General features: G+C 64.0%; 17 protein-coding genes and 2 tRNA genes. 16 read left to right on the forward strand and 3 right to left on the reverse strand.

The features are described 5' to 3' along the window. The 8 genes from QZY44_RS23205 to QZY44_RS23240 form a co-directional block, all read left to right on the forward strand. On the forward strand, positions 1–678 hold a 678-nt coding region (locus QZY44_RS23205), incomplete at its 5' end, for a branched-chain amino acid ABC transporter permease (protein ID WP_295453388.1). Next, a complete protein-coding gene (locus tag QZY44_RS23210) occupies positions 662–1,459 on the forward strand; it encodes an ABC transporter ATP-binding protein (RefSeq protein ID WP_295453390.1) in 798 nt (265 codons plus the stop codon). The genes QZY44_RS23205 and QZY44_RS23210, both read left to right, overlap by 17 nt. 2 nt (positions 1,460–1,461) lie before the next feature. Next, on the forward strand, positions 1,462–2,166 hold the full coding sequence (locus tag QZY44_RS23215) for an ABC transporter ATP-binding protein (RefSeq protein ID WP_365305118.1): 705 nt from the start codon (positions 1,462–1,464) through the stop codon (positions 2,164–2,166). 246 nt (positions 2,167–2,412) lie between these two features. Next, positions 2,413–3,771 (forward strand): CheR family methyltransferase, encoded by a 1,359-nt coding sequence (locus QZY44_RS23220; protein ID WP_295453398.1) that lies wholly within the window; start codon positions 2,413–2,415, stop codon positions 3,769–3,771. Between the two features lie 20 nt (positions 3,772–3,791). Continuing rightward, positions 3,792–4,784 carry a chemotaxis protein CheW gene (locus QZY44_RS23225; protein WP_295453403.1) on the forward strand — a complete coding sequence of 331 codons (993 nt, stop codon included), beginning with the start codon at positions 3,792–3,794 and terminating at the stop codon, positions 4,782–4,784. 31 nt (positions 4,785–4,815) lie between these two features. Then, a complete protein-coding gene (locus QZY44_RS23230) occupies positions 4,816–6,267 on the forward strand; it encodes a methyl-accepting chemotaxis protein (protein ID WP_295453407.1) in 1,452 nt (483 codons plus the stop codon). Positions 6,268–6,276: 9 nt separating this feature from the next. After that, positions 6,277–8,472: a response regulator gene (locus QZY44_RS23235; RefSeq protein WP_295453410.1), complete on the forward strand. Its 2,196-nt coding sequence runs from the start codon at positions 6,277–6,279 to the stop codon at positions 8,470–8,472. 20 nt (positions 8,473–8,492) lie between these two features. Continuing rightward, entirely contained in the window at positions 8,493–9,575 is a 1,083-nt protein-coding gene (locus QZY44_RS23240; protein WP_295453414.1) for a chemotaxis protein CheB, read from the forward strand. Positions 9,576–9,811: 236 nt separating this feature from the next. Here QZY44_RS23240 and QZY44_RS23245 read toward each other — a convergent pair whose 3' ends face one another. Beyond that, positions 9,812–11,050, reverse strand: a complete 1,239-nt coding sequence (locus QZY44_RS23245) for an HD domain-containing phosphohydrolase (RefSeq protein WP_295453417.1) — start codon at positions 11,048–11,050, stop codon at positions 9,812–9,814. A 390-nt stretch (positions 11,051–11,440) separates the two neighbouring features. Here QZY44_RS23245 and QZY44_RS23250 point away from each other — a divergent pair, with 390 nt between their 5' ends. The 3 genes from QZY44_RS23250 to QZY44_RS23260 all read left to right on the forward strand — a co-directional run bounded on the left by QZY44_RS23250 (position 11,441) and on the right by QZY44_RS23260 (position 13,424). Further along, positions 11,441–12,115 (forward strand): inner membrane-spanning protein YciB, encoded by a 675-nt coding sequence (locus tag QZY44_RS23250; protein WP_295453420.1) that lies wholly within the window; start codon positions 11,441–11,443, stop codon positions 12,113–12,115. A 1-nt stretch (position 12,116) separates the two neighbouring features. Then, positions 12,117–12,419, forward strand: coding sequence for a YciI family protein (locus QZY44_RS23255; protein ID WP_295453425.1), 303 nt, complete (start codon positions 12,117–12,119; stop codon positions 12,417–12,419). 81 nt (positions 12,420–12,500) lie between these two features. Continuing rightward, on the forward strand, positions 12,501–13,424 hold the full coding sequence (locus QZY44_RS23260) for a peptidyl-prolyl cis-trans isomerase (protein ID WP_295453428.1): 924 nt from the start codon (positions 12,501–12,503) through the stop codon (positions 13,422–13,424). Positions 13,425–13,476: 52 nt separating this feature from the next. On the opposite strand, the gene htpX is transcribed toward QZY44_RS23260, so the two are convergent. Continuing rightward, a complete protein-coding gene (gene htpX, locus QZY44_RS23265; RefSeq protein WP_295453431.1) occupies positions 13,477–14,370 on the reverse strand; it encodes a protease HtpX in 894 nt (297 codons plus the stop codon). A 199-nt stretch (positions 14,371–14,569) separates the two neighbouring features. Here htpX and QZY44_RS23270 point away from each other — a divergent pair. Both QZY44_RS23270 and QZY44_RS23275 read left to right on the forward strand, forming a co-directional pair. Continuing rightward, positions 14,570–14,645 (forward strand) — tRNA-Ala (locus tag QZY44_RS23270). Positions 14,646–14,709: 64 nt separating this feature from the next. Beyond that, a tRNA-Glu gene (locus QZY44_RS23275) sits at positions 14,710–14,785 on the forward strand. 77 nt (positions 14,786–14,862) lie between these two features. Here the strand turns inward: QZY44_RS23275 and QZY44_RS23280 are convergent. After that, positions 14,863–15,390 (reverse strand): O-acetyl-ADP-ribose deacetylase, encoded by a 528-nt coding sequence (locus tag QZY44_RS23280; RefSeq protein ID WP_295453434.1) that lies wholly within the window; start codon positions 15,388–15,390, stop codon positions 14,863–14,865. 171 nt (positions 15,391–15,561) lie between these two features. Between QZY44_RS23280 and lpdA the strand changes: the two genes are divergently transcribed. The 3 genes from lpdA to QZY44_RS23295 all read left to right on the forward strand — a co-directional run bounded on the left by lpdA (position 15,562) and on the right by QZY44_RS23295 (position 19,635). Beyond that, a complete protein-coding gene (lpdA, locus tag QZY44_RS23285; RefSeq protein WP_295453437.1) occupies positions 15,562–17,022 on the forward strand; it encodes a dihydrolipoyl dehydrogenase in 1,461 nt (486 codons plus the stop codon). A 201-nt stretch (positions 17,023–17,223) separates the two neighbouring features. Next, positions 17,224–18,084 (forward strand): restriction endonuclease, encoded by an 861-nt coding sequence (locus QZY44_RS23290; protein ID WP_295453440.1) that lies wholly within the window; start codon positions 17,224–17,226, stop codon positions 18,082–18,084. Positions 18,085–18,456: 372 nt separating this feature from the next. Next, positions 18,457–19,635 carry an aspartate aminotransferase family protein gene (locus tag QZY44_RS23295; protein WP_295453445.1) on the forward strand — a complete coding sequence of 393 codons (1,179 nt, stop codon included), beginning with the start codon at positions 18,457–18,459 and terminating at the stop codon, positions 19,633–19,635. Positions 19,636–19,644 lie beyond the last annotated feature (9 nt).

Raw genomic sequence — 19,644 nt, forward strand, 5'->3', positions numbered from 1 at the left:
AATCTCACCAACGGCCCCCAGGGCATCAACATGATCGACCCGGTGCGGATCGCGGGCAGCGCCCTGACCCGCCCGATCGAGGTCCTGGGACTCAAGCTCCCCGGCACCCACACCCATTACTACCTCTTTCTCATCCTCACCCTCGGCGTGATCTTTGTGGCCCTGCGGCTGCAGGGGTCGCGCATCGGGCGCGCCTGGGCGGCCATCCGGGAAGACGAGGTGGCGGCCGAGGCGATGGGCATCAATACCCGCAATCTGAAGTTGCTGGCCTTCGCCATGGGGGCGACCTTCGGCGGACTGGGGGGCGGGCTCTTCGCCGCCTTCCAGGGGTTCGTAAGCCCCGAGTCATTCACCCTGATGGAGTCCATCATGATCCTGTGCATGGTGGTGCTGGGGGGCATGGGGCACATCCCGGGGGTAATCCTGGGGGCCATCCTGGTGACCATACTCCCCGAGCTGCTACGCTATATCGGCCCATTGCAGGAGGGGCTGATCGGGCGGGTGGTGGTCGACCCCGCGGATCTGCGGATGCTGCTGTTTGGCGTCGCCCTGGTGGTCGTGATGCTGTTTCGGCCCCAGGGGCTATGGCCTTCGCCGGTGCGGGCGCGTGAGTTGCGACCGGGGAACCCGGACGAGGTCCGTCAGGAGCAGGAGGCGCTCTATGACGCGCAGCGCTGAGGGTGAACGGACACCGCTGCTCGACGCGCGGGTGGTGACCAAGCGCTTCGGCGGGCTCACCGCCTTGAGCGAAGTCTCCCTCGCGGTCCACGCCGGTGAGATCTTCGGCCTGATCGGACCCAACGGGGCGGGCAAGACCACCCTGTTCAATTGCCTCAACGGGCTCTATCACCCCAGCTCAGGCAGCGTACACCTGGACGGTGTGCCCTTGACCGGACTCAAGCCCCACGCGGTGGCGGCCCACGGGCTGGCCCGGACCTTCCAGAACATTCGGTTGTTCGCCAACATGAGCGTGCTGGAGAACGTGATGGTCGGACGCCATGTGCGCTCGCGCGCCGGGGTCCTGGGGGCGGTGCTGCGGGGTCGGCGCACCCGGGCGGAGGAACGCTCCATCCGCGAGCGCTCGCTGGCACTGCTCGACTCCGTGGGGCTGGCCGGACGCGCGGACCAACTCGCCCGGTTCCTGCCCTATGGCGATCAACGCCGCCTGGAGATCGCCCGCGCGCTGGCTACCGAGCCGCGGCTACTGGCACTCGACGAACCCGCTGCGGGGATGAATCCGACCGAGACGCAGGCCCTCAAGGAACTCTTGGAGCAGATCCGCGGGCGCGGCGTGACCCTGCTGCTGATCGAGCACGATGTGCGCCTGATGATGGGGCTATGCGATCGGGTGGCGGTGCTGGACTATGGGCGCAAAATCGCCGACGGACCGCCGTCCCAGGTCCAGCATGACCCGCTGGTCATTGAGGCCTATCTGGGGGCCGGGGTGGGCACCCCATGAGCCTGCTCGAGGTCAAGGGCCTGGCGGTCCATTACGGCGGCATCCGTGCAGTCAAAGGCATCGACCTGCGAGTCGAGGAAGGCGAGGTGGTGTGTCTGATCGGCGCCAACGGGGCCGGCAAGACCAGCAGCATGCGGGCGCTGGCCGGCCTGCTACCCGCTGCCGCCGGAACCATCCGCTATGCCGACTGCGAGATCACCGGGCTGCCGGTGCATCTACGCGCCCGGCGCGGAATCGCCATGGTCCCGGAGGGCCGCGGGGTCTTCCCGCGCCTGACGGTGGCCGAGAACCTGCGCATGGGGGCCTATTTCCGCACCGATAAGACAGGCATTGCGGACGATCTGGAGCGCGTCTACGGGCTCTTCCCGCGCCTGCTGGAGCGCCGCGCCCAGACCGGCGGGACCCTCTCCGGGGGTGAACAGCAGCTGTTGGCCATCGCCCGTGCACTCATGAGTCGTCCGCGGCTGCTGCTGCTCGACGAACCGAGCATGGGACTGGCCCCACTGGCGGTGCAGAAGATCTTCGAGACCATCCGGCTCATCGCCGCCCAGGGCATGACCCTGCTGCTGATCGAGCAGAACGCCCGCCTGGCACTGGAGTCGAGCAGCCGCGGTTATGTCCTGGAGGGGGGGCGCATCGTCCACCAGGACGACTCGGCCGCGCTGCTGGCCAGCCCCAAGGTCCGCGCGGCCTATCTGGGGGCCTAAGTAACGAGTCAAAAACAAGTTAAACACGATCGTTGTCGTTGTCGCCATTGTAATCGGAGAAGCGATGCAGTTTGGGGTGCGAGAGAATCCGGGGCGCCACGATAACCTCGATTGCGACAACGAGAACGACAACCACAATGGCGCTATTTGTATTCATGGACTTGTTTAACTTATCCCCATTGTCTTTTGTGCGATCTTTGTGCCTTTGTGGTACGGACTGCCGACGTCAGGACTAAGCACACAGCCATGAAGCACCTGTTTGCTCACATTGCCCGCCACAGCGGCCTGCGCATTCCGGACGGCAGTCGGGAGCGCCTCGAGCAGCACATCCTCACCCGGATGCGTGCCCTCCAGTTGCAGCGACCCGAGGACTTTGTGCATTACCTGCAACCCGGCACAGCGGGCCGCAGCGAAGAGCTGCACCTGCTGGCGGCCGTGTTGACCACGGGCGAGACCTTTTTCATGCGCGACGCGGGGCAAATGCAACTGCTGCGCGACACCCTGTTGCCGGCGCTGCTGGAGAGCCGCTCGCGTCAACGCAGACTACGGCTGTGGAGCACCGCCTGTTCCACCGGGGAGGAGGCGTATTCGCTGGCCATTCTGCTCCACGAACTGCTGGCCGGGCGCGACGACTGGCAGATTGACTTGTACGGCACCGACGTGAATCCGCAGGCACTGCGCCGGGCCACCACGGGGGAATATGGACCTTGGGCGTTTCGCGGTTGCGATGAAGCCTTTCGGCGACGCTACTTTGAACCACGCGGCGACCAATGGCGCTTGCAGACACGTATACGTGGGATGGTCAGGTTCATGCCGGGGGACCTGCTGCTCGACACCTTGCCCGCCCCCAGCCGCGGACTCGCCGAGCTGGACCTGGTTTTGTGTCGTAATCTTTTCATCTATTTGCAGCCAGAGGCCATTGCCACGGTCACGCACAAGTTGGCCCACTGCCTGCGCGACGGCGGGATACTGCTGACCGGCCACGGCGAATTGCGCACGCAGGGTTGCGATCTGCTGCACACGCAGATGTACCCCCAATCGGTGGTCTACCGCAAAGGCCCCCCGGATACGCAGAGCGCGCCTATCCTGGCGCCACCACCATTGAGCCCGGTGGCTGCGCCAGGTTCCGCTATAGCGGCGAGCGTACCGTCACCGCAGCGCACGGCCAAGCCCTCGACACGCCCCTCCAGGCCGCTACCGCCCACCGCCGAGACTGACCCGCTGCTGGCCGCCTGGCGGCTGGCCGACGCCGGGTGTTTGCACGAGGCGCTCACCCACTGCCGAGGGCTGCTCACGCAGGACCCGATGCGACCCGAGCCCCATTTTCTGGCCGCGGTACTGTACATGGAGTTAGGCGACACCAGCACGGCACGCGAAGCGCTGCGCAAGGCGCTGTACCTGGCACCCGACCTGATTGCCGCCCATGTGCAGTTGGAGCGTCTGCAAGCCGGCGCCGACCAACCGCAGGCCGCACACCGGACGCGCGCCATCGTCGCCAGGCTGCTGGAAGACCTGCCGCCGGATGCGCGCGTGCCATTCCTTGGCGAGAGCCGCGCCGCGGAACTGGGCGCCCATTGGGCGCGCCTGCATGGTTTGGAACCTTAAGCACCCCGCGCCCCACTGCCATGGCCAACCATCTGATTTTTGAGTTCAACACCACCCGTTATGCCATCGCGGCGGACGCCGTACGGACCATCTTCTGGCTGCCCGAACTCGCGCCGGTGCAAGACCTGCCGCCGTATTTTGTCGGCCTGATCAACCTGCACGGGGACGTCATTGCGATCGTCGACTTGGGACAGCGCTTTGGCCACCCCGCCAAGCCGTACCGACTGGACCAATCGGTCATCTTGCTGGAACAAGACGGCTACGTGGTCGGCCTGGTCGCCGACGCGGTGCACGATCTGTTGGAGATTGCCCCCGCGGACACCGCTCCTTACGTGCAGTTGGAGCAGGATGACCCGAGCGGCCCCGCCTCGGTGATTGGCGGCACCCTGAAATGGCAAGACACCGTATTGATTCTGTTGGACTCTATCGCCTTGCTGCGGCTGGTGATGCAGGCGCCCGACGAGCCGTCGGCGACCACGCAACCCACCGACCGGTTTGCCGAGTTGACCGCGGCCCAGCGCGCGCGACTGCGGCAACGCACCCAGCAATTGGTCTCAATCGACGCGCCACTGGGCCAGGCCGGTCATGTGTATGCGTTGGTACGCATCGGCAACGGGCACTACGCCATCGCGCTGGAACATGTCGCTGAGTTCATCCACCTGGATACCTGCATTGCCATTCCCTGTTGCCCGCCCCACATCCTGGGGTGCGTGAACTTGCGCGGAGCCATCTTGACCGTGATCGACCTGGCGCCCCAGTTGCAGGGCGCACCGTTGCGCGATTACAAAGATATCGTGGTGCTACGCCTGGACGAACAGCGCCTGGGACTGGCCGTACATCAAATCATCGACATTCAGACCTTTGAGGCAAACGCCCTCAGCCCATTGACCGGACAAGCTTATGGCCACCCGCAATGCAAGTGGATGCTCCAGCTTGATGACGGCGTGGCCGGCGTACTGGACGTCGATGCACTACTGCAACAAGGCCTGCTTGAAGTGAACGAGCAGGTTTGACCCCACCACCTATTTTTTTCGAGACCGCCGCATGAAGTCGAAGTTCAAACTCTCTACCCGTATGTTGCTGGGCAACCTGATTCCCTGCGTCGTGTTCAGCGTGGCCGTGGCGGCGGTGTATCTGGAGAGCGTGGGTCTGCGGACAACCATCCTCGACACCCAACGGGCCGTTGCCATCGTCGAATACGGTATAAACCTGCAACTGCAAGTCGCGCAGATGCAGCGCATCGCCCGCGGTATCCTGCTCAAGGCCCAGGACGCCCATGTGGAAAGCCACGACAACAGCAAACATCAAGCCGAAGAGCTATTGCTCCAGCTCAAGCAACTGGTCAGAGACCCGGGCCAGATCGCCACGCTGAACCGCATGACCGACACCATCACGGCCATCGGCGAGCTCACCCGGAGTCAAGTCGAGCGCGTCAAGGCTGGACAGTTGGCCGACGGTCTAAAGGAATACCAAACCGGCAAGAGCGATGAACTCTACCAGGACTTCAATAGTCTGGCCACTGGGTTTTTCGCGCGTGAAAAGCAGATCGAGGAACAACTCAAGGCCCGCGGGACAGCCGCGGTGGCGACGGTTATCCAGGTGGCGGGCGGCGGTCTGGTGCTGGCCTTTGCGCTCTCGATGCTCACCGGCATCTGGTTGGCGCGCCGCACGACCGGCCACCTCAAGGAGCTGATTTCGGTGGTGGCAACATCCACCCACCAGATTGCGGCCAGCACCGAGCAGCATGAGGGCGCCATGACTGAACAGGCCAGCGCGGTCACCGAAACCACTGCCACCGTGGAAGAGATGGTGGCCACCGCCCGCATCAATGCCGAGCAGGCGGAGTTCGCCACCCAGTCGGCCAATAGCGCACAAGTCACGACCCGCGAGGGACTGGAACTGGTGACACACAACGAAAGCGACATGGCCGCCTTGGAGAATACCATGAAAATGATTGCCCAGAAGATCATTGGCCTGTCGGAACAGGCGGGGCAGATTGGCGAGATTGCGCGGGTGGTGGGCGAATTGGCGGCCGAGACCAACATGCTGGCACTCAATGCCGCGGTGGAAGCGGCCCGTGCCGGTGAGCAGGGCAAGGGGTTCGCCGTGGTCGCCAGCGAAATCCGCAAATTGGCCGACCAGAGCAAGAAGTCGGCGCAACGGGCCAACCAGATCGTGGCCGACATTCAAAAGGCGACCAACGGCATGGTCATGACCGCCGAAGACGGCAGCAAGACCACCCATGCCGCCGCACAAAGCGCACGCCTGGCCTCGGCGGCCTTTGAGCAGGTCATTCACCTGGCCGATGCCGTCGTCCAGAATGCGCAGCAGGTGTTGCTCAACAGCAAACAGCAGGCGGTGGCCTTGACTCAAATCGACATTGCGATGAAGAACATCAATAATGGTGCACGCGAAATGTCCACCGGCACGGTCCAGATCCGCGATGGCATGACCAAGCTGTCCGCGGTCGCCGGTGAACTCAAAAAGATGCTGTAAGGCTTGCCGGTGATAGAAGACCAAGAACTGCGTGACCTGTTCCGCGCCGAGAGCGCGGAACACCTGCAGCGCATCGAAGCGGGCCTGCTGCAACTGGAGCGCACGCCCGACGACGGCCCTTTGCTGGAAGAGGTGTTCCGCGAGGCCCATAGCCTCAAGGGCGCGGCCCGCATGTTGGGCCTGCGCGAGGTGCAGAACCTGGCGCACGCCATTGAGAACCTGCTGGGCGATGCGCGCGCGGGCAAACTGCGCATCAGCGCGGCCCTGGTGCCACCCCAACTGGCGACCTTGGATCAAATACGGCGCCTGGTGGCACACGCATTAGGCGATGAACCAGCGCCGCCCCTCCCCGGGGCCGTCGCCGTGGCACCTGCGCCAGATCCGCCGCTGATCGCACCGACGCTGGCCTCACTTCTGGCCGACCGGGTCGCAAGCGCGGCAGTGCCTATTCCCCTCCCCCAGCCGGCGCCGACCGACCTGTGGAGCGCGGCGACCTCAAGCCCTGCACCGGCCTCGCCACTGCCCGATTTTCGCATTGACACCCTGCGCATTGAATCCACCAGGCTCGATGCACTGCTGCAACTCGGCGGTGAACTGGTGGTCGGCAAGGGACGCATGGCGCGCTGGCAAACCGAGCTGGATCAACTGCTGAGCCGCTGCGAATACCACCTCCGGGAACCGCAAAGAGGTGCCCAGGGCCTGGCCGCGGTAACCGCCGAACTGGAGCGTCTGCGCGGTCACATGGCGGGCGACAGCGCGCGACTCGCAACCGTGGCGGTACAAATCGAAAGCGGTATTCGCGCGCTGCGCCTGCTACCCATGGCCACGCTGCTTGATCTGTTCCCGCGCATGGTGCATGACCTGAGCACCGAACTCGGTAAACAGTTGACCTACAAGGTAGCCGGTGCGGCCACCGTGGCCGACAAACGCATCATTGAGGAATTGAAGGCGCCGCTGATGCACCTGCTGCGCAACGCCATTGACCATGGCATCGAGTCGCCCGGCGAGCGGCGCCAAGCCGGCAAACCCGAGGCCGGCCTGATCGCGATTGTCGTCACCCAAAGCCCCGACGCGGTGCAGATCACCCTGAGCGACGATGGCCGCGGCCTGGACTTGGACGCCATCCGGGCGCAGGCGCTCAAGCAGCGGCTGCACACGCCCGAGGAGCTGCAAGACCTAACCGAGGCACAGCTACAAGCGCTGATTTTCCAGCCCGGGTTTTCCACCTCACGCATCATCACCGACCTGTCGGGCCGAGGCGTGGGACTGGATGTGGTACGGGACACCGTAGAGCGCTTGCGCGGTTCACTCAAAATCATCTCAAAACCGGGCCAAGGCCTCACCATTTGCCTGCGACTACCCGTATCGCTCACCGCCACGCAGGCCATGCTGGTGCGCGAATGGGGTCAGACCTATGCCGTGGCATTCGAGGACATTGTGTTCGTCACGCGCCTGCGGCCCGCGCAACTGCATACCCTGGAAGGCCGCCAGTGGTTTTACCGGGACCACCAGGCCATCCCCCTCGAGCGACTGGGGCTGCTGCTAGACCGCGCACCGCCGGCGCTGAAAGAAGACGAATGGTTGCACTGTTTGGTGCTGAAGGTGGACAACGACACCTTTGGGTTGGCGCTCGACGAGGTGCTGGAAAGCGAAGACATCGTAGTCAAGCCCACCACCACACCGCTCGTGCGCGTGCGCAACGTCTCCGGCCTGGCGGTGCTCACGACCGGGCTGGTGTGCCCGGTGCTAAACCCCTACGACCTGCTGCGCAGCATGACCCGCAGCGCACGCAACACCGCCCCGGCGGCCACTGCCGCCGCTGGCGAAGCCGCCGCCGCGCCGGCCAAGCGCATCTTGCTGGCAGAAGACAGCATCACCACCCGCATGCAGGAGCGCCGCATTCTGGAGGCCGCCGGGTATGAAGTCGTCACCGCCGTCGACGGGCTGGACGCCTGGAACACGCTGACACTGCACCCGTTCGATGCGGTGGTATCCGACATTCAAATGCCCCGGATGTCGGGACTGGAGTTAGCCGAAAGGATACGCCGGAATCGGACGTTCGCCGAACTGCCCATCATACTCATCACGGCGCTGGCCAGTGAAGAGGATCGCCGCCGCGGCATGGAGGTCGGGGCCGACGCCTACATCAGCAAATCAGAGTTCGACCAGAGCCTGCTGCTGGACTGCCTGGCCCGCTTGGCCTGAATGAAAAAGAACCGCCACCCATGACAGATGTCCCGGAACAGAGGAGCCAACGCCGCATCCGCCTGCTGCTGGTAGAGGACTCGGCAACCGAATTGTATATGCTCAAGCGCCTGCTGAGCGCGGCGCCGGACATGGAGGTGGTAGGCACCGCCGCCGACGGGCGCGCCGCACTGACTCTGCTGCCGCAATTGCGGCCTGATCTCGTCATTACCGACTACCACATGCCGGTGATGGACGGCATGGAGTTCATCCTCAAGGCCATGCAGCAGCATCCCTGCGTGATTCTGGTATTGAGCGTGGCCGTGCAGTCATTCCATAAGGACAACATCTTCCGGTTGCTGTCGGCCGGTGCCTTGGACGTGCTGGCCAAGCCGCTGGGCCACGATGGCGGCATCGGAGGCCGCGAGGCGCAAGAGTTGCTGGACAAAATTCGCGCCATCGCTCAGGCCCCGAGCATGAGCCGGCGCTTGGCGGTAGCCGCACCAGCCGTCCGGCCGACCCCGGCGGACACCCCAGTCATCCCCTCACCACTACGCAAACGCATCGAGCTGATAGCGCTGGGTGCCTCGACCGGCGGCCCGCAGGTATTGAACCGTATTCTGGAGCTGTTGCCCAAGACCTTCCCGGTGCCGCTCGTGTGTGTGCAGCATATCAGCCAGGGATTTCTGGACGGGATGCTGAGCTGGCTGCAGACTCAAAGCGCCTTGAAGCTGGAGCTGGCCCGGCCGGGCGAAGTGCCCCGACCCGGCACTGTGTATTTTGCCCCCGAAGGGCGTCACCTACTATTGGATGCCAACCGCCGCTTCAGTGTCGCGTCCTGTACCGCTGCCGACGTGCATTGCCCGCAAGTGGACCGCTTGCTGACCTCGGTCGCGCGCCACTATGGCGCCGCCGCGCTTGGGGTGTTATTGAGCGGCATGGGGCGCGATGGAGCCGTGGGCCTTAAGGCCATGCGCGACGCGGGCGCACCCACCATCGCTCAAGACGCGGCCACCAGCGTCATTTTTGGTATGCCAGCCGTGGCCATCGAACTCGGCGCAGCCCAATACGTACTGCCCACCGACGAGATTGCCGCGATGCTGAGCCGCTTCGCCAGGCGCTGAGGCCGACAGTGCGTCAATCGCACGCAACGCAGCCTAAGGCGCGGTTCATTGAGTGAGTTAAACAGGTCCGTTAGGGGTTGTTCGCAGCACCGTTGTCGTTGTCGTAATCGGAGAAGCGATGCACGAGAGAATCCGGGGCGCCACGATAACCTCGATTGCGACAACGACAACGACAACGGCTCTATTCAGAATCATATCAGGCGTTACACTTCGCGGCTTAACCGATCTGCTTGGGATCAAGCCACCTCCGGCGCCCACACGCCCTGGTCATGGATCGCGATAAAGGCATCCACCACGATCGGTTCAAACTTGATGCCGCGGCCCGCCTCAATCTCGGCAATGGCCACTTCAATACCCAGAGACCGGCGGTAGGGCCGCGAGGTGGACATCGACTCCACGACGTCGGCCACGGCCAGGATCTTCGACTGCAACAGGATCTGATCGCCTTTGAGCCCCCCCGGGTAACCAGAGCCGTCCAGCCGCTCATGGTGCTGCAACACAATGTCGGCAATCGGCCAGGGAAAGTGGATATTCTTCAGAATGTCGTAGCCGGTCTGGGCATGGGTCTTGATGAAATTGAACTCCACCTCATCCAGTCGACTGGGCTTGGTCAGGATTTCGGCCGGGATGCGAATCTTGCCGACATCATGCACCACGCTGGCTATCTGGAGGCCCTCCAGATCATGCTCTGACAGCTGCAATTCCTTGCCAATCAAGACCGCCAGCCTGGACACCCGGCGCTGGTGACCGGAGGTGTAGGGGTCACGCATTTCCACCGTCGCGGCTATGGCCGTGACGGACTCGAGCAAGGTATCATGCAGCGCGTGGAAGTGCGCAGCCTCCTTTTTCAGCAGCATCTCCCGCTCAGCGCTCAATTTGCGTTCGTGCTCGATCAACGCGGCGGACTTCGTCTCCACCTCTTGCTGGAGTTTGCTGTTCAGCTCGGTGAGCGCATCCTGCGTGGATTGGAGCAGTTTGTTCTGCTCCAAGGCATTGCGATAAATCGACAGCAGCAAGTTCAACATTTGCTGCGAGCCGGTGTTGACCTGAAACACCTCCCCGCCCAGTTGGGCCTGGAGCGGCAGCTTGCACTCCGCTGCCACTTGGCTCGGTTGATTCAGCGAGTCGCTGACCCGGCTGAGCAACAATGCGGGATCGTAGGGTTTAGTGACATAGTTATCGGCACCCGCATTCAACCCCCGCACCACATCTTGCACGTCGCTCATGGCGGTCAGCAAAATCACCGGTAATGTGCGCAAGGCCGCATCAGCGCGAATGTGCCGACACAACTCAAAGCCATCCATCACCGGCATAGTGATATCGCTGATCAGCAGGTCGGGCCGCGCGGCTTGTGCCATGCGCAAACCCTCGGCGCCGTCGCGCGCCACGCGCACCGCGTACCCGGCATCGGCCAGCAGGCGCCTCAGCATTTCGGCCTGGATGCTGCTGTCTTCGACGATCAGAATGTGTGCCATCGGTTGATACGTGCTGCTTTCTGGAATGGTGCCGAAGCGCAATGGCAATACGTCACATGATGGAAGTTCCTTGGCAAACACCGCCTGCGCTCGCGCAATTCTACAACAGGCGCAGGTTCGGGTTCGCAAATGCCTGTAAAATAGTGGAAACACTCACCCGGCGGCGCCCTCCTGCGGAGCGCGCCCGGGCCGTCGCCACCCCGGGTAGGCGGGCGTTCGGAGCCGCCACCCGACGCGGCGGACTTTACCGCCCCCGGGTCCAGGGCTTATGCTCCGCGTCCCGCCGCGGCACGCGACGCCGGGAAAACCGCCGAACCGCGTGAACCCCGTCGGACGGCCATGCACCCTGCACCCAGTGGCCCTTGTCAGCCGCAACTTTAAGGCTTTTTGATGAAAATCCTGTTCGACCTGCTCCCGATCGTCCTCTTTTTCATCGCCTACAAGGTGGCGGGCATCTACTGGGCCACCGGGGTGGCGATCACCGCTGCGGCACTCCAGTTCGCCTGGGTCTGGTGGCACCAGCACCGGGTGGACACGCTGCTGCTCGCGACCCTGGGTTTGATCGTCGTCTTCGGCGGCTTGACGATTTTCCTGCACAACCCGATCTTCGTCATGTGGAAGCCGAGCCTGGTCAACTGGCTGTTCGCCGGCGCCTTCCTGGGCAGCCAGTGGATCGGCGAGCGCCCCCTGGTCCAACGCATGATGGGCCAGGCGGTGACGGTTCCGGCCGCCATCTGGCGCCGCCTCAACCTGTCCTGGGCACTGTTCTTTTTCGCCCTGGGCCTGGTCAACCTCGTGGTGGTCTATTGGGCGACCGGCTTCTACCAGGCCCACCAGGCCTTGCTCCTGGCGAGCACCAAGGACACCATTGATCTGGCCAAGTGCGCCGACGAGTTCTCCGGGAATCTGCTGGCACTGTGCAACGATGCCCACACCCGCGAAGGCTACTGGGTCAACTTCAAACTGTTCGGCATGATGGGGCTGACCGTGCTGTTCGTGATCGCCCAGGCGGTCTATCTGGGACGCCACATCAAGGACGAACCCCAGACCGCGGATGCCGTCTGACATGCTCTACGCCATCATCGCCACCGACCATCCCGCGAGCCTCACCGCCCGGCTCAGCGCCCGCCCCGCCCATCTGGAGCGGCTGCGGGCCCTCCAGGACGAGGGGCGACTGGTGCTCGCCGGCCCCCACCCGGGGATCGACAGCGCTGACCCGGGCGCGGCCGGCTTCACTGGTTCACTGGTCGTCGCCGAATTCCCAGATCTGGCGGCCGCGCAACACTGGGCCGGCGCGGACCCCTATGTCACGGCCGGCGTCTACGCGCAGGTGGAGGTAAAACCGTTCAAACAGGTATTCCCGGCCTGATCCCAACCGGGATCAGCGTCACGCCCGGATCGGCACCGGGCACCACTCACCCATCCTCTCCAACTTACGGAACTTCAAGCAATGCTCAAGACGCGTGTGTCCTTCGTCATCGGCGCCCTGCTCGCCTCCGGAATTTGCCTGGCGGAAGACGCCAAACCGGCGGCCGCACCGGCCGCCCCCCCGGCCAACGCCAATATCGCCGTGGTCAATGGCGTCGCCTATCCCCTGGATCTCTTCCGTATGTTTTTCCTGGAGCGGTTGCAGGACACCCAGGGCCAGAACAACCAGACCGACCCGGCCTTCCAGCAACAAGTGTTCAACGAATTCATGACGATGGTGGTCGCCGCCCAAGAGGCGCAGAAGCGTAAACTCCAGGACCTGCCGGAAGTAGCCCAAGCCATTGAAGTTCAACGCCTGAAGGTCATGTCCAACGCCGCCTTGGGCGCCATGGCCCAGGAACTCAAGGTCACGGATGACGAGTTGAAGAAGGCCTACGAGGAGGTCAAGAAGACCGCCGCCCGCACCGAATTCAAGGCCCGGCACATCCTGGTCAAGGACGAGGCCACGGCTAAGAAGCTCATCAAGGACCTTGAAAAGGGGGCCGACTTCGGCGAACTGGCGAAGAAAAACTCAGAGGTGTCGACCGCCAAAACCGACGGTGGGGCGCTCGATTGGTTCGACGCAAACCTGATGCCCAAGCCCTTCGCCGAAGCGGTCGCCAAGATGAAGCCCGGCAGCTATTCCAAGGAGCCGGTGCAGACCCAGTTCGGCTGGCATGTGATCAACCTGCAAGAGACCCGCACCGCCGAACCGCCCAGCTTCGAGGACGCCAAACCCCAACTCACCGCCGTGGTGCAACGCCAAAAACTGGCCGTGGATGTCAACAAGCTGCGCGACGCGGCCAAGATCGAACTGAACGAGGACGTGGTTAAGGTGGCCCCCAAGACGGACGCCGCTGCACCTGCCGCAGCGGCGCCGGCCAAGAAGGACGAAGCAAAGAAATAGTCCCGCTCGCCGGTCCCTGTCTGACGGATCAGATGGGGACCGGCGAGTACGGTCAATCTCGCCCAGACTCCAGCGCGGCGATGCGTACCTCCAGGGGCGGATGGCTCATGAACAGGGCCTGGAGCCCCTGGCCCATGCCGCCGCTGATACCGAAGGCGGCAAACTCCTGCGCCGGCAGGTCGGTGGTGGCGTGCCCCCGCTGCAAGGCGCGCAGGGCATCGGCCATCTGGCGCCGACTGGTGAGCCGCGCCCCCCCCGCATCGGCGTGGAACTCACGGTAACGGGAAAACCACATCACAATCATAGTCGCAAGGAAGGACAACAAGACCTGCGCGACCATCGTCGCGATGAACGAGCCGATGCCTGGACCTGAGCGCTGATCGTTGGAACCGCGCAGTGCCTGGTCCACTACACTGCCGATGATCCGCGACAGGAACACCACGAAGGTGTTAACTACACCCTGAATCAGGGTGAGAGTCACCATGTCGCCGTTGGCCACATGGCTGATCTCGTGGCCGACGACGGCGGCCACCTCGTCCTTGGTCATGGTCTGGAGGAGCCCGGTACTCACCGCCACCAGGGCCGCGTTGCGGTTCCAGCCAGTGGCAAAGGCGTTGGGCTCCGGCGAATCGAAGATCCCGACCTCGGGCATCCTGATCCCCGCCACCTGGGACTGACGGGCCACCGTGTCCACCAGCCAGCGCTCGAAGGGGGTGCTCGGCTGCTCAATGACCTGCACACCCATGCCGCGCTTGGCCATGGACTTGGAGAGAAACAGCGAGATAAGTGACCCGGTGAAGCCGATGATGGCGGACATCACCAACAGCGACGTCAGGTCGAGCCCGCCAGCGGCGTTGACGCCGGTCAGGCCAAGCAGGTTGAAGACCAGGCTGATGACCACCAGCACGGCCACATTGGTCGCCAGGAACAAAAAGGTTCGCATCATAGTTGAGACTCCCGTGGATGGTTGCGAAGGCCTGCATACCATGCCCGCACCGGCGGTCAGCACGCAAGCCCCGGATTTGGCTTAGCACCCCGACAGAGGGGCGACATCACATCAGGCAGCTGAAAAAATGGGCTGGACAGGCGGCGAATCTGCGGGTATCATTTTCGTCTCGATTGATTCAGTTTGTGTCGATTGATTCGGGGCCATAGCTCAGCTGGGAGAGCGCAACACTGGCAGTGTTGAGGTCGACGGTTCGATCCCGTCTGGCTCCACCAAATGCTGAAAATCTGGTACACCTATTTGGGAACCGGATTCCTTGATAAAAAGGGAACAACTTCAGTCCCCATCGTCTAGAGGCCTAGGACACCGCCCTTTCACGGCGGCGACCGGAGTTCGAATCTCCGTGGGGACGCCAATTGAAAAGCGGGTTGACCGGGAATACCGGGCAACCCGTTTTTGCTATGCGCGCATGACTTCCATCTCCGCCCGGAACTACTCGCTCGCCCAAGCAGATACTCCCAGCAGATACTCATAGACGACCAGATCCGCCGCCGAGAAGCAGCAAAAGACCACCTCTTGAATCCCCGGGTACCGCAGCACACCGTCCTGGACGGTCGCGACGGCGATCCGGGCGGCGGCGGCAATGGGATAGCGATAGATGCCGGTACTGATGCTCGGGAAGGCCAGGGAGCCCAGCGCGGCGGCCGCGGCAACCTCCAGGCAGCGGCGGTAACAGGCGGCGAGCAGTTCCGGCTCGCCCGCGGCTCCGCCCTGCCAGACTGGCCCGACGGTATGGATGACATGGCGCGCGGGCAGCCGGTAGCCGCGCGTGAGTTTCGCGTCCCCGATCGCACACCCCCCCAGCGCGCGACACTCAGTGAGCAACGCCGGCCCGGCGGCGCGATGGATGGCCCCATCCACCCCCCCGCCACCGAGCAGCGACCCATTGGCCGCATTGACGATGGCATCGACCGCGAGGGTGGTGAGGTCGGCTTGAATGGCGCGAAGCGTCGCTGGCATGGTCTGGAAACCGGGTCGAAGGTCAGTCAGCGCAAAATATACCAGAGGCCTGCGGCGGCGGCGGGCCTCAACGCGCCCCCCGTCCGACGCCCCATCGGTTAGGATTGGCGCAGTTCCCGCGGCCGCCGCGCACGGACCCTCGATCACTCCTTTGAGCCAAGCAGAGCAATCATGAGCGAACCCATCCCAGCAGCAACCCCCGGCCAAACCCCGGCCCAGGGCCAGGACATCAGCACCGAGATTGCGATCATCGGCGGCGGACCAGGCGGCTACACGGCGGCGTTCCGCGCCGCCGACCTGGGTAAGCGCGTGGTCCTGATCGAGCGCTACGGCGCCTTGGGCGGGGTCTGTCTCAACGTCGGCTGCATCCCCTCCAAGGCCCTGCTGCACACCGCCGCCATCATCGAAGAGGCCAAGGCGCTGGGCGCGATGGGCGTGACCTTCGCGCCGCCGCAGATCGATCTGGACCAGATGCGCGCCGGCAAGCAGAAGGTGGTCGAGCGCCTCACCGGGGGGCTGGCCGCGCTGGCCAAGCAGCGCAAGGTACAGATCGTGACCGGCAGTGCGCGCTTCGAGGGTCAGCGCCGCCTGAGCGTGGAGACCCGCGAAGGCCGGATCGCCGTCAACTTCAACCAATGCATCATCGCCTGCGGGTCGAGCCCGGTGCGCATCCCGGGCTTCCCCCACGAGGACCCGCGGTTGATGGACTCCACCGGCGCCTTGGAGATCAGGGACATCCCGGGGCGTCTGCTGATCGTCGGCGGCGGCATCATCGGGCTGGAGATGGCGAGCGTCTACGCCGCCCTGGGCTCACGCATCGACGTGGTGGAACTACAGGACCAACTCATCCCCGGCTGCGACCTGGACCTGGTGCGGGTGCTGGAGAAGGCGATCAAGCCGCGCTACGAACGCATCCTGCTTCAAACCAAGGTGGCACGCATGGACGCGAGCGCCGATGGCATCAAGGTCGTCTTCGAGGGCAAGCACCCGGGGGAGGCCACCTACGACAAGGTGCTGGTCGCGGTGGGCCGCCGACCCAACGGCAAGCTGATCAATGCCGAGGCGGCCGGGGTCACCGTGGACGCCCAGGGCTTCATCCCGGTGGACGCGCACCTGCGCACCAACGTACCCAACATCTACGCGATCGGCGACGTGGTGGGCAACCCCATGCTCGCCCACAAGGCGACCCATGAGGCCAAGACGGCGGCCGAGGTCATCGCCGGCCTGCCGGCCCTCTTCGACCCGCTCACCATCCCCTCGGTGGCCTATACCGACCCGGAGATCGCCTGGATGGGACTCACTGAGACCGAGGCCAAGAAGCAGGGGATCGCTTACGAGAAGGGCGTCTTCCCTTGGGCCGCGAGCGGTCGGGCACTTGGCATCCACCGGGAGGAAGGGCTGACCAAACTCCTGTTCGACCCGGAAACCCACCGCATCCTGGGCGCCGGCATCGTTGGCGTGAACGCCGGTGAACTGATTGGCGAGACCGTCCTGGCCTTGGAGATGGGCGCGGACATGGAAGACATCGGGTTGACCATCCACCCCCATCCGACGCTAAACGAGACCATCGGCATGGCCGCGGAGATGGCCCACGGCTCCATCACGGACCTGCTGCCGCCGAAGAAGAGGTAGGGTAGCCGGGGCGCTTGAGGCGCCCCGGCTTGGTTAACACACAAAAGAGCAACGCGAGCCAGAGACGGGCCTTCTCCGGCGCTCTCGTGACACCGCTGCGGCGGTGTCACGCCTGTGTTAGTCGCTGTGCGACGCGAGGCATGCGGCCGGAGCTACGACCGAGATCAAAGACGACGCGCTGCTTACTGATTTGGAACAACGATGGAAAAAATCAAAGGACCACAGTTTCTACGATTCTGCATTCCAATTATGGAGACGCTGCGCGAACTCGGTGGCTCGGGTCAACCGAAGGAAGTGACTAATGCCGTGCTGGAGCGCCTGCACATTTCCGAACAAGAACAGGCAGAAACAAATAAGAGCGGCAGTTCGCGCGTACGCAACCAGGTAGCGTGGGCACGTTTCTACTTAGCCAAAGCAGACATTGTCGACTCTTCACGGCGCGGGGTCTGGGCATTGACCGAGAAGGGACGTCACCGACAACTAACCCCAAACATAGTATCAAGACTTTTCAAGGATATACACGCGACTACACGGACCACGGGAAATGAGAATGCGGCGGAAAATGAAGCCGATACCGTCCCCCCGACGGATCGTAGCGATGACACCGTAGATGCCAGAACCCTGCTGGATGTCCTGCGATCACTGTCACCCGGTGGGTTTGAGCGCGTGTGCCAACGATTACTGCGCGAGTCCGGCTTTGAGCGGGTCGTTGTGACCGGCAAGTCCTGCGACGGAGGCATTGACGGCAATGGCATCTTGCAGGTCAACCCCTTTGTGAGTTTCACGGTTTTGTTTCAATGTAAGCGCTATGCTGGCGCGGTCTCGGCATCACAGGTGCGTGATTTCCGCGGAGCGATGATGGGACGAGCGGACAAAGGGATTATCATCACAACCGGTACCTTTACGACCGAGGCGATGAAGGAAGCAAGACGCGATGGGGCGCCACCCATCGAATTGGTAGACGGAGATACCCTGGTCAAGCTGTTCGAGCGCTTAGAACTGGGCGTAAGACCGAAGACGGTCTACGAAGTGGACGAGCCCTTTTTCGACGAATACCGCTGATGGCACTGTCAGCGCGCGTTGCAGGCCCCGCGAGAAGGCCGCGATCAGGGTACGGTTCGATTGTTAAGCAACCTTAACCATGATTCAGGACCATCGGCCGCCAGCGGTCAGGTGCGGCCCCCGGTTCCCCCGGAAAAACGTCTGATCTGAGCCACTTTCCCCCGTCCGATACGCCACCGTGCCCGCCTGGAGCCCCGCAATCACCAGAAATGCGCGATGGCGGCTTCCAAACACTTGTCTTACTTGGGGCGGACGCGCTATCTTTCGTCGCTTGGTGTTTCTGTCAGGGCGGTTTCCCGCGTCAAGGAACCGCCTTTTGTTTTTTTGGACGCGGCACCTCGCGCGTCCCGGAGCCGATTCGGCAGGGCCTCTATGAGCGAACCCTTGATGGCGACCTACAAACGATTGCCCGTGACCTTCGCCCGCGGCGAAGGGGTGTGGCTGTGGGACGATAACGGCACGCGTTACCTGGACGCGCTGGCCGGAATCGCCGTGTGCGGCCTGGGCCATGCCCACCCGGCGGTACGCGACGCCCTGTGTGAGCAGGCCGGGCTGCTGGTGCACACCTCCAATGTCTACCGCATCGCCGAACAGGAGCGCCTGGGCGCCCTGCTCACTGCGCTCGCGGGCATGGACCGGGTCTTCTTCGGCAACTCGGGGGCCGAGGCCAACGAGGCGGCGATCAAGCTGGCGCGCCTCTACGCCCACCAGCGCGGCATCGAGAACCCGACCATCCTGGTGATGGAGAACAGCTTCCACGGCCGCACCCTGGCGACGCTGAGCGCGACCGGCAACCGCAAGGTCCAGGCCGGGTTCGAGCCACTGGTGCAGGGCTTCGTGCGCGTCCCGTACAACGACATCGGCGCCATCGAGACCGCCGCCGCGAACCGCAAGAACATCGTCGCCATCCTGGTGGAGCCCATCCAGGGCGAGGGCGGCGTCAATATCCCCGGCGACGACTACCTGCCGGCCCTGCGCCGCATCTGCGACCGCGAGGGGTGGCTCCTGATCCTGGACGAGATCCAGACCGGCATCGGCCGCACCGGGCGCTGGTTCGGCTTCCAGCACACCGACATCGTGCCGGACGTGATCACCCTGGCCAAGGCACTCGGCAATGGGGTCCCGATCGGCGCCTGCGTGGCCCGCGGGGCGGCCGCCGAGGTCTTCGGCCCCGGCACCCATGGCTCGACCTTCGGCGGCAATCCGCTGGCCTGCCGTGCCGCACGGGCGGTGCTGGAGACCATCACCGCGCAGCACCTGGTGGCACACGCCGCCACCCAAGGCACCGCCCTGCTCGACGCCTTCCGGGAGTCCCTGGCCGGAACGGCGGGGGTGGTCGCCATCCGCGGTCGCGGCCTGATGCTCGGGATCGAACTGGACCGGCCCTGTGCCGACCTGGTGGCACAGGCCCTGGCGGCGGGATTGCTGATCAATGTCACCGCGGAGCGGGTGATCCGGCTCTTGCCGCCATTGATCATCGATCAGGACCAGGCCGACCAGCTAGTGGAGGGCCTCAGCGCCCTGATTCACCGTTTCCTCACTGCCCCTTGAGGGCGCGCT

This window comes from uncultured Thiodictyon sp. (assembly GCA_903837595.1).
Classification (GTDB): domain Bacteria; phylum Pseudomonadota; class Gammaproteobacteria; order Chromatiales; family Chromatiaceae; genus Thiodictyon.